At 69.7% G+C, this 12919-nt stretch carries 14 protein-coding genes; 11 read left to right on the forward strand and 3 right to left on the reverse strand.

Annotated features, from left to right (window positions below):
* Window positions 1–25 precede the first annotated feature (25 nt).
* The 3 genes from mutS to LZ009_RS14760 all read left to right on the forward strand — a co-directional run bounded on the left by mutS (window position 26) and on the right by LZ009_RS14760 (window position 4350).
* Entirely contained in the window at window positions 26–2626 is a 2601-nt protein-coding gene (gene mutS, locus LZ009_RS14750) for a DNA mismatch repair protein MutS (RefSeq protein ID WP_275698706.1), read from the forward strand.
* A complete protein-coding gene (locus tag LZ009_RS14755) occupies window positions 2623–3453 on the forward strand; it encodes a proteasome-type protease (RefSeq protein ID WP_275698707.1) in 831 nt (276 codons plus the stop codon). The genes mutS and LZ009_RS14755 overlap by 4 nt, the downstream gene beginning before the upstream one ends.
* 99 nt (window positions 3454–3552) lie before the next feature.
* Window positions 3553–4350, forward strand: a complete 798-nt coding sequence (locus LZ009_RS14760) for an alpha/beta hydrolase (protein WP_275698708.1) — start codon at window positions 3553–3555, stop codon at window positions 4348–4350.
* Window positions 4351–4354: 4 nt separating this feature from the next.
* Here the strand turns inward: LZ009_RS14760 and LZ009_RS14765 are convergent, their stop codons facing one another.
* Entirely contained in the window at window positions 4355–5689 is a 1335-nt protein-coding gene (locus tag LZ009_RS14765; RefSeq protein ID WP_275698709.1) for a serine/threonine-protein kinase, read from the reverse strand.
* A gap of 152 nt (window positions 5690–5841) precedes the next feature.
* Between LZ009_RS14765 and LZ009_RS14770 the strand changes: the two genes are divergently transcribed.
* Window positions 5842–6606 (forward strand): esterase/lipase family protein, encoded by a 765-nt coding sequence (locus LZ009_RS14770; protein WP_275698710.1) that lies wholly within the window; start codon window positions 5842–5844, stop codon window positions 6604–6606.
* Here the strand turns inward: LZ009_RS14770 and LZ009_RS14775 are convergent.
* Window positions 6578–7390, reverse strand: a complete 813-nt coding sequence (locus LZ009_RS14775) for an undecaprenyl-diphosphate phosphatase (RefSeq protein ID WP_283254316.1) — start codon at window positions 7388–7390, stop codon at window positions 6578–6580. The genes LZ009_RS14770 and LZ009_RS14775 overlap by 29 nt on opposite strands.
* A 168-nt stretch (window positions 7391–7558) precedes the next feature.
* Between LZ009_RS14775 and LZ009_RS14780 the strand changes: the two genes are divergently transcribed.
* The 7 genes from LZ009_RS14780 to LZ009_RS14810 all read left to right on the forward strand — a co-directional run bounded on the left by LZ009_RS14780 (window position 7559) and on the right by LZ009_RS14810 (window position 11904).
* Window positions 7559–7729, forward strand: a complete 171-nt coding sequence (locus LZ009_RS14780) for a hypothetical protein (RefSeq protein WP_275698712.1) — start codon at window positions 7559–7561, stop codon at window positions 7727–7729.
* Window positions 7730–7881: 152 nt separating this feature from the next.
* Window positions 7882–8430 carry a DUF6622 family protein gene (locus tag LZ009_RS14785; protein WP_275698713.1) on the forward strand — a complete coding sequence of 183 codons (549 nt, stop codon included), beginning with the start codon at window positions 7882–7884 and terminating at the stop codon, window positions 8428–8430.
* Window positions 8431–8456: 26 nt separating this feature from the next.
* Window positions 8457–8747: a 2TM domain-containing protein gene (locus LZ009_RS14790; protein WP_275698714.1), complete on the forward strand. Its 291-nt coding sequence runs from the start codon at window positions 8457–8459 to the stop codon at window positions 8745–8747.
* Complete coding sequence (locus LZ009_RS14795; protein ID WP_275698715.1) at window positions 8744–9769, forward strand: alpha/beta hydrolase family protein; 1026 nt, start codon at window positions 8744–8746, stop codon at window positions 9767–9769. Before LZ009_RS14790 ends, LZ009_RS14795 begins: the two co-directional genes overlap by 4 nt.
* Window positions 9770–9779: 10 nt before the next feature.
* Window positions 9780–10079: a 2TM domain-containing protein gene (locus LZ009_RS14800; RefSeq protein WP_275698716.1), complete on the forward strand. Its 300-nt coding sequence runs from the start codon at window positions 9780–9782 to the stop codon at window positions 10077–10079.
* Window positions 10076–11116, forward strand: a complete 1041-nt coding sequence (locus LZ009_RS14805; RefSeq protein WP_275698717.1) for a sensor histidine kinase — start codon at window positions 10076–10078, stop codon at window positions 11114–11116. Before LZ009_RS14800 ends, LZ009_RS14805 begins: the two co-directional genes overlap by 4 nt.
* Window positions 11113–11904 (forward strand): LytR/AlgR family response regulator transcription factor, encoded by a 792-nt coding sequence (locus tag LZ009_RS14810; RefSeq protein ID WP_275698718.1) that lies wholly within the window; start codon window positions 11113–11115, stop codon window positions 11902–11904. Before LZ009_RS14805 ends, LZ009_RS14810 begins: the two co-directional genes overlap by 4 nt.
* Window positions 11905–11911: 7 nt before the next feature.
* Here the strand turns inward: LZ009_RS14810 and LZ009_RS14815 are convergent, their stop codons facing one another.
* Window positions 11912–12646, reverse strand: coding sequence for an ATP-binding response regulator (locus tag LZ009_RS14815; protein WP_275698719.1), 735 nt, complete (start codon window positions 12644–12646; stop codon window positions 11912–11914).
* Window positions 12647–12919: the final 273 nt, after the last annotated feature.

The following is a 12919-nucleotide window of genomic DNA, read 5'->3' on the forward strand; positions in this document are numbered from 1 at the left end:
CCCCGCCGGGGATAATCGCCCCAGCATGACGACGAACCCCGCCGCCGACCTCAGCAAGCACACGCCCATGATGGCCCAATATCTGGGTCTGAAAGCGGAGTACCCCACGACTCTGCTTTTCTACCGCATGGGCGACTTCTACGAGCTGTTCTACGACGACGCCGAGAAGGCCGCGCGGCTGCTGGACATCACGCTCACCCGCCGCGGCATGTCCGCGGGCGAACCGGTCGTCATGGCGGGCGTGCCCTTCCACTCGATGGAGGGCTACCTCGCGCGCCTGATCCGCGGCGGCGAATCGGTCGCGATCTGCGAACAGGTGGGCGAAGTCGGCGCGACCAAGGGCCCCGTCGAACGCAAGGTGGTGCGCGTGGTCACGCCCGGCACGCTGACCGATACCGAACTCCTGGCCGACAAGTCCGAGGCCGTGCTGCTGGCCGTGCACCAGGCGCCGCGCAACCAGGTGGGCCTCGCCTGGCTGTCGGTGACGCAAGGCGCGCTGCAGCTGGCCGAATGCGCGGCCGACGACCTGGGCGACTGGGTCGCCCGCATCGCTCCCAGCGAGATGCTGCACAGCGCCGACGTCACGCCGGCCTTCACGCAACGCCTGCAGGCCTTCAAGCTGGCCGGCCTGCCGCTGGCGCAACGCCCCGAGTGGCAATTCGAATCCGGCCTGGGCCAGCGCAAGCTGCTGGAGCAGCTCAAGGCCGCGAGCCTCTCCTCCTGGGGCGCCGAAGAACTTGCGCACGCCCACGCGGCCGCCGCCGCCCTGCTTGCTTACGCCGAACACACGCAGGGCCGCGCGCTCTCGCACGTGCAGCAGCTGCTGGTGGTGCGTGACGGCGAGCGCATCGAGCTGCCGCCGGCCACGCGCCGCAACCTGGAACTGGTGCAGACGCTGCGCGGCGAAGACGCGCCCACCCTCTTCTCGCTGCTGGACACCTGCATGACCGGCATGGGCAGCCGCGCGCTCAAGTCCTGGCTGCTGGAGCCGCTGCGCGACCGCGGCCTGGCCACGCAGCGGCTGGATGCGATCCACGGGCTGCGCGAAGGCTTGTGGAAGACCCTGCGCAACGAACTCAAGGGCGTGAGCGACGTCGAGCGCATCACCGCACGCATCGCGCTGCGCCAGGTGCGCCCGCGCGAACTCGTCGGCCTGCGCTGGGCGCTCTCGAAAGCGGAGCAGCTCGGCCGCAACCTGCAAGGCTTGCCGGGGCTGTTGTCGAACGCTTCAGCCGACCTGCAACCGCCCGCCGGCTGCGCCGAGCGGCTCGCGGGCACGATCAAGGACGAACCCGCGGCGCTGGTGCGCGACGGCGGCGTCATCGCCACCGGCCACGACGGCGAGCTCGACGAGCTGCGCGCCATCCAGGACAACTGCGACGGCTTCCTGCTGGAGCTGGAAGGCCGCGAGCGCGCGCGCAGCGGCATCGCCAACCTGCGCGTGCAGTTCAACAAGGTCCACGGTTTCTACATCGAGGTCACGCAGGGCCAGCTCGAGAAGGTGCCGGCCGACTACCGCCGCCGCCAGACGCTGAAGAACGCCGAGCGCTTCATCACGCCGGAGCTGAAAGCCTTCGAGGACAAGGCGCTGTCGGCGCAGGACCGCGCGTTGGCACGTGAGAAGTGGCTCTACGAACAGTTGCTCGACGACTTGCAGCAGCACGTGCCGGCGCTCACGCGCCTGGCCCGCGCGATCGCGAGCGTGGATGCGCTGTGCGCGCTGGCCGAGCGCTCGCTCACGCTCGACTGGTGCCGCCCGCAGTTCATGCGCGAGCCCGGCATCGAGATCACGCAGGGCCGGCACCCGGTGGTGGAAGCGCGGCTCGCGGAAACGACCGGCGGCCAGTTCATCCCGAACGACACGCGCCTGGGTCCCAAGCAGCGCATGCAGGTGATCACCGGCCCCAACATGGGCGGCAAGTCGACCTACATGCGCCAGGTGGCGCTGATCTGCCTGCTGGCCGCCATGGGTTCCTATGTGCCCGCGCAGGCCTGCCGGGTCGGCCCGATGGACGCGATCCACACCCGCATCGGCGCGGCCGACGACCTGGCCAATGCGCAATCGACCTTCATGGTGGAGATGACCGAGGCCGCGCAGATCCTGCACGGCGCGACGGCGCAGAGCCTGGTGCTGATGGACGAGATCGGCCGCGGCACCTCGACCTTCGACGGCCTGGCGCTCGCGTCGGGCATCGCGGCGCACCTGCACGACAAGACGCAGGCCTTCACGCTCTTCGCCACCCACTACTTCGAGCTGACCGAGTTCCCGGCCAGGCACCACTGCGCGATCAACGTGCACGTGGGCGCCACCGAGAGCGGCTCCGACATCGTATTCCTGCACGAGATCCAGCCCGGCCCGGCCAGCCGCAGCTACGGCATCCAGGTGGCTCGGCTGGCAGGCATGCCCCCGGGCGTGGTCAACCATGCGCGTCACGCATTGGCCGCGCTGGAGAAGCACCAGGAAGAGAGCCGGGAGCAGGTAGACTTGTTCGCACCCCCTCCGGCCGCGCAGGCAACGGCGCCCAGCCCGCTGGAGGCGGCGCTGGCCGCGCTGGACCCCGACGCGCTGAGCCCGCGCGAAGCCCTGGACGCCATCTACTCCCTCAAGAAAAAGCTCCAACCATGACCTACTGCGTCGGCATCAAACTCAACGCGGGCCTGGTGTTCCTGTCGGACTCGCGCACCAACGCGGGCGTGGACAACATCAGCACCTTCCGCAAGATGATCATCTACGAGCGTCCCGGCGACCGCTTCATGGTGCTGCTGTCGGCGGGCAACCTCAGCATCTCGCAATCGGTGCGCGAGATCCTGCAGGTGGAGCAGCTGCGCGAGACGCCCGAGAGCGAACCGCTGACCATCTGGAACTGCACCAGCATGTTCGACGCCTGCCGCATCCTGGGCCAGGCGGTGCGCCACGTGTACGACCGCGATGCCGATTCGCTCAAGCGGGCCGGCGTGGAGTTCAACGTCAACCTGGTCTTCGGCGGGCAGATCCGCGGCGAAGGCATGCGCCTGTTCCAGGTCTATTCGGCCGGCAACTTCATCGAGGCCACATCCGAGACCCCGTACTTCCAGATCGGCGAGTACAAGTACGGCAAGCCGGTGCTGGACCGCGTGCTGACGCCCGACACCGAGCTGGACGAAGCGGCCAAGTGCGCGCTGGTCTCCATGGACTCCACGATGAAGTCCAACCTGTCGGTCGGCCCGCCGCTGGACCTGGTGGTGTACGAAGCCAACCGCTTCGAGACCGACAAGGTGGTGTGCGTGGAAGCGCAGAACCCTTACTACCGCATGCTGCATTCGAGCTGGGGCCAGAAGCTGCGCGAGGTGTTCGACAGCCTGGACGACCCGGTCTGGGACGACGCGCACACCGACACGCCGCTGCGCGCCGAGGCGACCGGGCGCAGCAAGCCGCTGAAGAAGATTTCGCGGCCGGAAGAGAAGCTGATCTGAACGTCATCCCCGCGCAGGCGGGGACCCAGGGCGCCCGCATTCACTCGCCGTGCACGGCGAGCCCTGGGTTCCCGCCTGCGCGGGAATGACGAAGTCCTTATGTCCCTCATCATCTTCTCCCACGGCAACAGCTTCCCCGGCGCCACCTACAGCGTCCTCTTCAAGAGCCTGCGTTCGCGCGGCTTCCTGGTGAAGGCCATCGACAAGTTCGGCCACGACCCGCAGTACGCGCCCAGCAACAACTGGCCCGGCCTCGTGCAGCAGTTGCACGACTTCGCGGCGCGCGAGGTCGACAAGGCCGGCGAGCCGGCCTTCCTGGTGGGCCATTCGCTGGGCGGCTTCCTCAGCCTGATGTGCGCCGCGCGCCATCCGCAGCTTGCGAAAGGCGTGCTGCTGCTCGACTCCCCCATCCTCGGCGGCTGGAAGTCGCATGCGGTGCGCGCCGCCAAGCGCACGCAGCTGGTGGGCTCGATCTCGCCGGGCGCGGTGAGCCGCAAGCGCAAGAGCCGCTGGCCCACGCGCGAGGCGGCGCTGGAGCACTTCCGCCACAAGAAGGCCTTCGCCCGCTGGGACCCGCAGGTGCTGGCCGACTACATCACGCACGGCACCCACGACGAGGACGGCGAACGCGTGCTGGCCTTCGACCGCGACATCGAGACGGCGATCTACAACACCTTGCCGGACAACCTCGACCGGCTGCTGAAGCAGCATCCGCTGCGCTGCCCGGCCGCGTTCATCGGCGGGCTGCAGTCGGAGGAGATGAAGCAGGTGGGCATGGGCATGACGCAGAAGATCACCGAAGGCCGCGTGATGCTGATCGAAGGCAGCCACCTGTTTCCGATGGAGAAGCCGGTGGCGACGGCCGCAGCGATCGAGGCGGCGCTGCTGGCTTTGTGATGCGTCAGGCGGCAGGCGTGCCCTGCCCCAGCCCCAGCGTCGAATCCATCCCCCAGTTCCCCACCTTCGCCGTCGTCGCCATCAGCCGCTGCACCAGCAGCCGGATGAACACCTTGTCGAAGCGCTTCTGCAGGTCGTCCGACGCCTGCCGCAGCGCCGCGTTCGCCACTTCCAGCACCACGACATCCGTCTCCGCCACCGCGGTGGCCGTGCGCATGGGGTTGTCCGGCTGCAGGTAGGCCATCTCGCCCAGCGTCACGCCCGGCTCCAGCGTCACCAGCTTCCAGCCGTTGCGGCTCACGGTGATCCGGCCTTCCAGGATCACCAGGAAGGTGTCGCCCGGCGTGTTCTCGCGCATCAGGGTCGTGCCGCGCGGGTGCGGGTGCACGTGGCCCAGGCGCAGGATCTCCCACAGCGCGGCGTCGTGGAAGCCCTCGAAGAAGGGCAGCTTGCGCATCTGCACGAAGCGCTCGGCGTCGTTGTCCTGCGGCCGGCGCAGCGGCAGCGTGCGGTGCACCTGCACCAGCGCCTCGGCGAAGTCTGCCCACTCGGCATAGCGGTGCCGCGGCTTCTTGGCCATGGCGCGCAGCACCACCTGGTCCAGTTCGCGCGGCAGTTCGGGCCTCAGCACGCTGGGCGGCGTCGGGTCCTCGGTGCCGATCTTGTAGAGGATGGCGTATTCCCCCTCCGCCTCGAAAGGCCGGTGCCCCGTGAGCAGCTCGTACATCACCACGCCCAGCGAGAACATGTCGCTCTGGTGGGTGAGCGACTCTTCGCGCACCTGCTCGGGCGACATGTAGTAGGGCGAGCCGATGAGCCCCAGCATCTGCGTGGTCTCGCCCCGCACCGACAGCGCCGTGCCGAAGTCGGTGACCTTCACGTTGCCGTCGGCCTGCAGCATGATGTTGGCCGGCTTCAGGTCGCGGTGCACCAGGCCGTAGCTTTGCGCCTGGTGCAGCGCGCTGCAGCACTTGTAGGCGATGTCCAGCACCTGCGGCGGCGGCAGCAGCTTGTCGCGCGCGGTGAAGGCGGCAAGCGTCTTGCCCTCGACGTACTCCAGCACCAGGTAAGGCGGACTGGCGTCGTCGTCGGCGTCGAGCAGGCGCACGATGTGCGGGTGGCGCAGGTGGCCGGCCAGCAGCGCCTCGTTGCGCAGCGTGCGGCGGTAGTGCGCGGCCTGCTTCTCGTCGGCCAGCAGGTAACCATGGATCTGCTTCACCGCCACGTTGCGGCCATGGAAAGGGTCGTACGCGAGGTAGACCACGCTGCTGGCCCCGCGCCCGATCTCGCCTTCGATGCGGTACTTGCCGATCAGCTTGGGGACGGGCGCTGCTTGCATGACGCGCGCATGTTCGCGCATGGGCGAGCGGGCGGCAACGCCTTTCGTTGCAGTTGTTGCACTGTTGCGGTGCAGCATAGATCGTTCCGTCCTACGGCCGTGTCGCCGCGCGGACGACAGAGACCGCGCAAGGTCGGCCGCAGATTGTTGGCATGCCTTCCACGACCACCGCCTTCCCGGCCCCTTCGCTCGCGCTGCTTGCCGCCGAGCCGATCCGCGCCCTGTTCGACTACTGTTCCGCCCGCATGGGCCACCCGGCGCCGGTTACAGGCGACGGCCACCCGGTGATCGTGTATCCCGGCCTCGGCGCAAGTGCCTTCACCACCGCGCAGCTGCGCAGCCACCTCGTCGAATGCAAGCTGAGCGCGCTCGACTGGGAGCTCGGCGTCAACACCGGCCCTGAAGGCGACTTCGACGCCTGGCTGGACCCGCTGGCGGCACGGGTCGAGACCCTGCACAAGCAGCACGGCCGGCGCGTGAGCCTGGTCGGCTGGAGCCTGGGCGGCATCTACGCCCGGGAAATCGCCAAGCGGGCGCCGCGCGCGGTGCGTCAGGTCGTGACGCTCGCCACGCCCTTCGCCGCCATGGCCGGCGGCAACCACGCCGGCGCGATCTTCAAGATGCTGGGCGGCGACACGTCCGGCCTCACGCCGAAACTGCTGGATCGCCTGCGCCAGCGCCCGCCGGTGCCCACCACCTCGATCTACAGCGAAAGCGATGGGCTGGTGAGCTGGCGCGGCTGCCTCGAAACGCCGGCGGCCGACGTGGAGAACATCGCCGTGGGCGCGAGCCACCTGGGCATGACCTCGCACCCGGAAGTGCTGCGCCTCGTCGCGGATCGCCTCGCGCAGCGCGAGGGCCGCTGGCGCCCCTACGCGGCCAGGCGAATCAAGCCTGCCACTGCACCCAGCCGGTAAGGCCGGTCAGCAGCACGACGATCCCGAAGGCGATGCGGTACCAGGCGAACGGCGTGAAGCTGTGGCTGGAGATGTAGCGCAGCAGCCAGCGCACGCACAGCCAGGCCGCCACGAACGAGAAGAACAGGCCCACCAGGAACATCGGCGCATCGGCGGCCGACAGCAGGTGGCGTTCCTTGTACAGGCTGTACGCCCCGGCGCCGATCAGCGTCGGGATCGCCAGGTAGAACGAGAACTCGGTGGCCGCCTTGCGCGAGAGGCCCAGCAGCATGCCGCCGATGATGGTGGCGCCGCTGCGGCTGGTGCCCGGCACCAGCGCCAGGCATTGCACCAGGCCGAGCTTCAAGGCGTCGAGCCAGGTCATGTCTTCGACCTCCTGCACCCGCACCACGGCCTGCTGGCGGCGCTCAGCCCACAGGATGATGAAGCCGCCGACGATGAAGGTCGTGGCCACCACCACCGGCGTGAACAGGTGTTCCTTGATCGCCTTGCCCAGCAGCAGGCCCAGGACCACGGCCGGAATGAAGGCCACGATCACGTTGAGCGTGAAGCGCTGGGCCTGCTTCTCGCTTGGCAGCGCGACGATGGTGCTGCGGATCTTCTGCCAGTAGACCAGGATCACCGCCAGGATGGCGCCCGTCTGGATGGCGATGTCGAACACCTTGGCCTTCTCGTCGTCGAAGTGCAGCAAGGCGCCGGCCAAGATGAGGTGGCCGGTGCTGGAGATCGGCAGGAACTCGGTGAGGCCCTCGACGATGCCCATGATCGCGGCCTTGGCCAGCATGACGAGATCCACGTGCGCTCCTGCAAAAGAGGCGGATTATCGCTGGCGCGCCTGACCGGGGCCTGCCTCAGCAGCAGAATTTGTCCGACAGGCCGTGTCGGCATCCCCCGAGCCCTGGCGCGCGGGGTGCCTACAGGCCGCGGGCCCGCCGGCCACCACCATGCACCCATGAAAATCATTCACCTCCTCCATGTGGTCGTAGCCCAAGCTTTCTACCGCTGGGCGATGTCTGAAATCAGCCCGATGCACCCGGACGTTCCGAAGATCGTCCGCCGGCAGCAGGAGCTGCAGGAGAAATACCGCCGCATCTGGGGCCGCCAGATGACGCCGTCGCTCTAAGACCAGGCTTTCCGCCGCAGCCACGGGCTGCATTTCGCGCCGCCAGGCCGCCGTTTCACGGCTCCGGGCGGCCGCTTCGTCTCAGCAGGCTCGCTCCTTCGCTTGCGTCCCGCCACAGTGCGGGCACGCCAAGCCAACCAAGGAGCCCTGCCATGCTGATCCAGCTGATCACCAGCCACCCCGAAGCCCTCGCCACCATCGTCGCCCGGACGCCTGCCTATGTCTGGGGCCTGCTCGCCGCCCTGATGGCGCTGGGCATCAGCCAGCTGCGTGACCGCCAGGCCAGCATGCTGCGGGTGTCGCTGATGCCGCTCGGCATGACGGTGTTCTCCGTCTGGGGCACCCTCGCTGCGTTCGGCAATTCGCCGGTCCTGGGCCAGGCCCTGGCCGTGTGGTCCGCCGTCGCAGCCGCGCTCTTCGCGCTGATGTTCCGCCGGCCGGTGCAGGCCCGCTACGACGCCGCCACCCGCACCTACTCGCTTCCGGGCAGCGTGATCCCGCTCGCGCTGATCGCCGGCATCTTCCTCGTGAAGTACTTCGTCGGCGTCGAACTCGCCATGGCACCGCAGCTGATTCGCGACCCGCAATACGCGCTGACGGTCGCCGGCCTCTACGGCGCCTTCACCGGCATCTTCATCGGCCGCGCCGCCCGCCTGTGGCGCCTGGCCTTCCGCACCCCGGCCGCGCTGGCCGCCGCCTGAACGCCAACCCCTACGGAGCACCCACCATGAAGCACCGCGACATCGCCGACCCCGTCGAACGCCTCGCCCGCCGCCGCGCCGGCGCCAAGCTGGGCTGGTACATCCACGCCAGCGTCTACATCGCCGTCAACGCCCTGCTGGCCCTGCTGTCCGCCATGGGCGACCGCTCCTGGGCCGTGTTCCCCGCGCTGGGCTGGGGCCTCGGCCTCGCCATCCACGGCGTGGTGGTGTTCCTGGTGACCGGCGGCGGCGGCCTGCACGAGCGGCTGGTCGAACGCGAGCGCCAGGTCCTCGCCGCCCGCAAGGACGCGTGGTGAAGCCCGCCCGCTTGTTGGCCGGCGCCCTGCTGGCCGTATGCCTCGGCGCCGCGCAAGCCGCGGTCGGCCTGCTGGAACTGGCGCCGCGGGGCGACGATGGCCCGGTCACCCTCTTCTATCCGACCGCGGCCGCAGCCGCGCCGGTGCAGCGGGGCCCCTTCCGCCTGCAGCTGGCCTGGCAAGGCGCACCCGCCCGCGGCAACGGCCGGCTCGTGGTGCTTTCGCACGGTTCCGGCGGCGCGCCCTGGACCTATGGCGAGCTCGCCAGCCGGCTGGTGGAAGCCGGCTTCGTGGTCGCCGTGCCCGAGCATCGCGGCGACAACTGGCACGACCACGCCGACGTCGGGCCCGCCAGCTGGAAACGCCGTCCCGCCGAAGTCTCGCGGGCCATCGACGCGGTCGCGGCCGATGCGCGGTTCGCGCCGCTGCTCCAGCTCGATCGCGTCGGCATGTACGGCATGTCGGCCGGCGGGCACACGGCGCTCACGCTCGCCGGCGGCCGCTGGTCGCCCGCGGTCCTGCGTGAGCATTGCGAAGCGCACCTGGCCGACGACTTCCACTCCTGCGTCGGCCTGTCATCGGAGCTCCAGGGCAACTGGCTCGATGCCGCCCGGATGGCGATTGCGCGGCCCATCATTCGCCACCGCATGGACGACGCCGGCTGGTACACCCACACCGACCCGCGGCTCGCCGCCGTCATCGCCGACGTGCCTTTCGCGGCGGACTTCGACCCGGCCTCGCTGGCGCAGCCGAAAGTGGCGCTCGGATTCGTCCGCTCCGGCCGCGACATCTGGCTCACGCCGCGCTTCCACATCGACCGCATCGTGCAGGCCTGCCAGCGCTGCGAGATGGTGGTGGACCTGCCCGAAGCCAGCCACGGCTCGCTGATGGCCCCGCCGCCGCCGGACCCCGGCGGCACGCTGGGCCGCCTGCTGCGCGACCCGCCCACGTTCGACCGCACGCTCGTTGCGCCGGCGCACGCGCGCATCGTCGCCTTCTTCGCCCGCCAACTGCTCCCCTAGAATCCCCGCGATGCCCCAAGCAATGAGCCCCGAGGAGATCGAGACCCTCGCCCGCAAGCGCGCCGGCGCCAAGATGGGGTGGTACGTGCACGCGTGCCTGTACGTCCTGGTCAACGTCTTCATGTTTGCCCTGTCGTATTTCGGCATGCGCGGCCGCCCGTGGTCGATCTATCCGGTGCTGGGATGGGGCCTGGGCCTCGCCCTGCACGGCATCGCGGTGTTCGTGCTGGGCAGCGGCAGCGGCTTGCGCGAGCGGCTGGTGGAACGCGAACGCGAGCGCCTGCAGCGCGAGCAGGATCGGATGAAGTGACCATCGACCCGGTCGCCAAGCTGCGGCACATGCTGCAGGCCATGGCCTTCTGCCTGGCCATCGCGACCCTGCAGACCGCGTTCCAGCCGGACCGGCCCTACGGGCCCGCGGTGACCTATTCGCTGGTGATCGGCCTGATCATCTGGGCCATCATCGACCTGGCCCGCCACCTCGTTCCCTCCTCCGCCGAGACGGGCTGGCCGCGCGGCTGGCAAGGCCTCGCCCTGGTCGCCGCCGCCATCGCCATCGGCTACTACGCGGGCAACCTGATCGGCGACCTGCTGTGCCGGACGCTGCATCTCTACGAAGGCATGCCGGTGGTGAACCTGGAACAGGAGCGCCGCAACGGCATGCTGACCACGCTGCTCGCCGGCATCGTCGCCAGCTACTACTTCTACAGCGTCGGCCGCAGCAGCTACCTCGAACGCAAGATGGGCGAGGCGCAGCGCCACGCCAACGAGGCGCGCCTGAAGCTGCTGGAGACGCAGCTGGAGCCGCACATGCTGTTCAACACGCTGGCCAACCTGCGCGTGCTGATCGCCGTGGACCCCGGGCGCGCGCAGCAGATGCTGGACCACATGATCGCGTACCTGCGCGCGACCCTGGATGCCTCGCGCGCCACCACGCATCCGCTGCAATCGGAGTTCGAGCGGCTGCGCGACTACCTGGAGCTGATGTCCATCCGCATGGGCAAGCGGCTGGCGTACGAACTCGACCTGCCGGCCGACGCCGTCGGCGTGCCGGTGCCGACCCTGCTGCTGCAGCCGCTGGTGGAGAACAGCATCCAGCACGGGCTGGAACCCAAGGTGGAAGGCGGCCGCATCGCGGTGGCGGCGCGCATCGTCGACGGGCGCCTGCTGCTGGAGGTGCACGACACCGGCGTGGGCCAGGCCCAGGCGTCCACCGGCAAGGGCTTCGGCCTGGCGCAGGTGCGCGAACGGCTGGCCGCGCTGTACGGCGACCGCGCCCGGCTCGATTTCGAGAGCGCGCCCGGCGAAGGCGCGCACACCCGCATCCAGATTCCCCTGGCCGCATGAACGCCACCGCCCTCATTGCCGAAGACGAGCCGTTGCTGGCGCAGGCGCTGCAGCTGGAACTGGCGCGCGCCTGGCCCGAACTGCAGGTGCTGGAAGCCGTCGGCGACGGCGCGGCGGCCGTGAAGGCGGCGCTGCAGCACCGGCCCGACGTGCTGTTCTTCGACATCCGCATGCCGGGCCAGGGCGGCCTGGAAGCGGCGGCGGAACTGGCGGAGGAATGGCCGGCCGACCAGCCCTTCCCGGCGCTGGTCTTCGTCACCGCCTACGACCAGTACGCGCTGCAGGCCTTCGAGACGCAGGCCGTCGATTACGTGCTGAAGCCTGTGCAGCCGGCGCGCCTGCGCAAGACGGTGGACAAGCTGCGCGAGCTGCTGGCACGGCGCCAGGGCGGCGACGGCTCGCTGGACGCGACCCTGGCGCAGCTGCGCGGCCTGCTCGGTGGCACGGCAGCGCCCCGGCAGCCGCCGCTCAAGGTGATCCAGGCGAGCGTGGGGACCAGCATCCGCATGGTGCCGGTGGACGATGTGCTGTACTTCGAGGCGGCCGACAAGTACGTGCGCGTGGTCGATGCGCAGCACGAATCGCTGATCCGCACGCCTTTGCGCGAGCTGCTGCCACAGCTGGATGCGCAGGTGTTCTGGCAGGTGCACCGCGGCACCGTGGTGCGGGCCACCGCCATCGAGAGCGTGCTGCGGGACGAAGCCGGCAAGCTGCACCTGCAGTTGCGCGGCCGGAAAGAGAAAGTGCCCGTGAGCCGGCTCTACGCGCACCTGTTCAAGGCGATGTGAGCGGGCCTCAGAGCCCCGCCACCGCCGCGATCGCGAACCCCGCCTCCACGTGCGGCGTGACCCGCCAGGCCATGTTCACGTGGGTGCCGTCGGCCGCGCGCAGGGGGAAATCGCCGCGCCAGGGCTTGCGCCAGGCCGCCACGGTCTGCTCCACCTGCAGCGTCCAGCGCGCCGGCGCCAGGGTGCTGACGCGGCGGCCCTCGACCTGCTCGCGCGGCTGGCCCAGCAAGGCGCAGAACGCCGCGTTGACTTCGCGGAAAGCGCCGTCGTTGTCGACCAGGGCGATTGCGCAGTCGACGTTTTCGAAGATGCCGCGGAAGCGCTTCTCGCTGTGGCGCACGTCGCCTTCGAACAGGCGCGAGCGGATCAGGGCATCCAGCGTCGCCACCAGCACTTGCGGCTCCACGGGGCTCAGCAGGTAGGCGTCGGCCCCGGTGCGCAGGCCCATGGCCTGGTCGTCGGGCTTGACGTGCACCGCGGAGACATGGATCACCGGCAGCGTCGCCGTGAGCGGCTGGCTGCGCAGCAGGCGGCACACCTCGAAGCCATGCAGGTCGGGCAGGTGGACGTCGAGCACCACCGCGGCGACGCCCTCGGCGGCCATCTCCAGCGCCTCGGCGCCGCCCGCGGTTTCCAGCGTGGCGAACCCGGCGGCGCGCAGCACGCGGGCCGTGGAGTAGCGCGCGGTGGGGTTGTCGTCCACCACCAGCACGGTGTGGGGACGAGCCGGGCTTTCCGTCATCGAGTGGGGTCCATGGAAGCTCAGCATAGCGGAAGGCAGGCCGTTGCGCGCGCTGGCGCGTCCGCCGGGGAGGTGGGGCAAATGTCTGGCAGAGCCTGTGGGCGGCGTCCTACAGGGCGCAGCGCGCGCGACGCGGTTTACTACCGCCATCGAATTGCACGAAAGGTGCTTGCTCTCCCACAAACCGATCAAGCACCTTCGTCTCCCGGTCACCCCGACTCCTCTGAGTCCCCTCCTCCTCCGGGGTGAGCTGGTCCGGCCCTCCGTCCCGCG

Source organism: Ramlibacter paludis, from assembly GCF_022012305.1.
GTDB lineage: Bacteria > Pseudomonadota > Gammaproteobacteria > Burkholderiales > Burkholderiaceae_C > Ramlibacter > Ramlibacter paludis.

Coding starts and splice junctions, on each gene's coding strand:
- mutS (WP_275698706.1), top strand. CDS start 26: ATGACGACGAACCCCGCCGCCGACCTCAGCAAGCACACGCCCATGATG.
- LZ009_RS14755 (WP_275698707.1), top strand. CDS start 2,623: ATGACCTACTGCGTCGGCATCAAACTCAACGCGGGCCTGGTGTTCCTG.
- LZ009_RS14760 (WP_275698708.1), top strand. CDS start 3,553: ATGTCCCTCATCATCTTCTCCCACGGCAACAGCTTCCCCGGCGCCACC.
- LZ009_RS14765 (WP_275698709.1), bottom strand. CDS start 5,689: ATGCAAGCAGCGCCCGTCCCCAAGCTGATCGGCAAGTACCGCATCGAA.
- LZ009_RS14770 (WP_275698710.1), top strand. CDS start 5,842: ATGCCTTCCACGACCACCGCCTTCCCGGCCCCTTCGCTCGCGCTGCTT.
- LZ009_RS14775 (WP_283254316.1), bottom strand. CDS start 7,390: ATGCTGGCCAAGGCCGCGATCATGGGCATCGTCGAGGGCCTCACCGAG.
- LZ009_RS14780 (WP_275698712.1), top strand. CDS start 7,559: ATGAAAATCATTCACCTCCTCCATGTGGTCGTAGCCCAAGCTTTCTAC.
- LZ009_RS14785 (WP_275698713.1), top strand. CDS start 7,882: ATGCTGATCCAGCTGATCACCAGCCACCCCGAAGCCCTCGCCACCATC.
- LZ009_RS14790 (WP_275698714.1), top strand. CDS start 8,457: ATGAAGCACCGCGACATCGCCGACCCCGTCGAACGCCTCGCCCGCCGC.
- LZ009_RS14800 (WP_275698716.1), top strand. CDS start 9,780: ATGCCCCAAGCAATGAGCCCCGAGGAGATCGAGACCCTCGCCCGCAAG.
- LZ009_RS14810 (WP_275698718.1), top strand. CDS start 11,113: ATGAACGCCACCGCCCTCATTGCCGAAGACGAGCCGTTGCTGGCGCAG.
- LZ009_RS14815 (WP_275698719.1), bottom strand. CDS start 12,646: ATGACGGAAAGCCCGGCTCGTCCCCACACCGTGCTGGTGGTGGACGAC.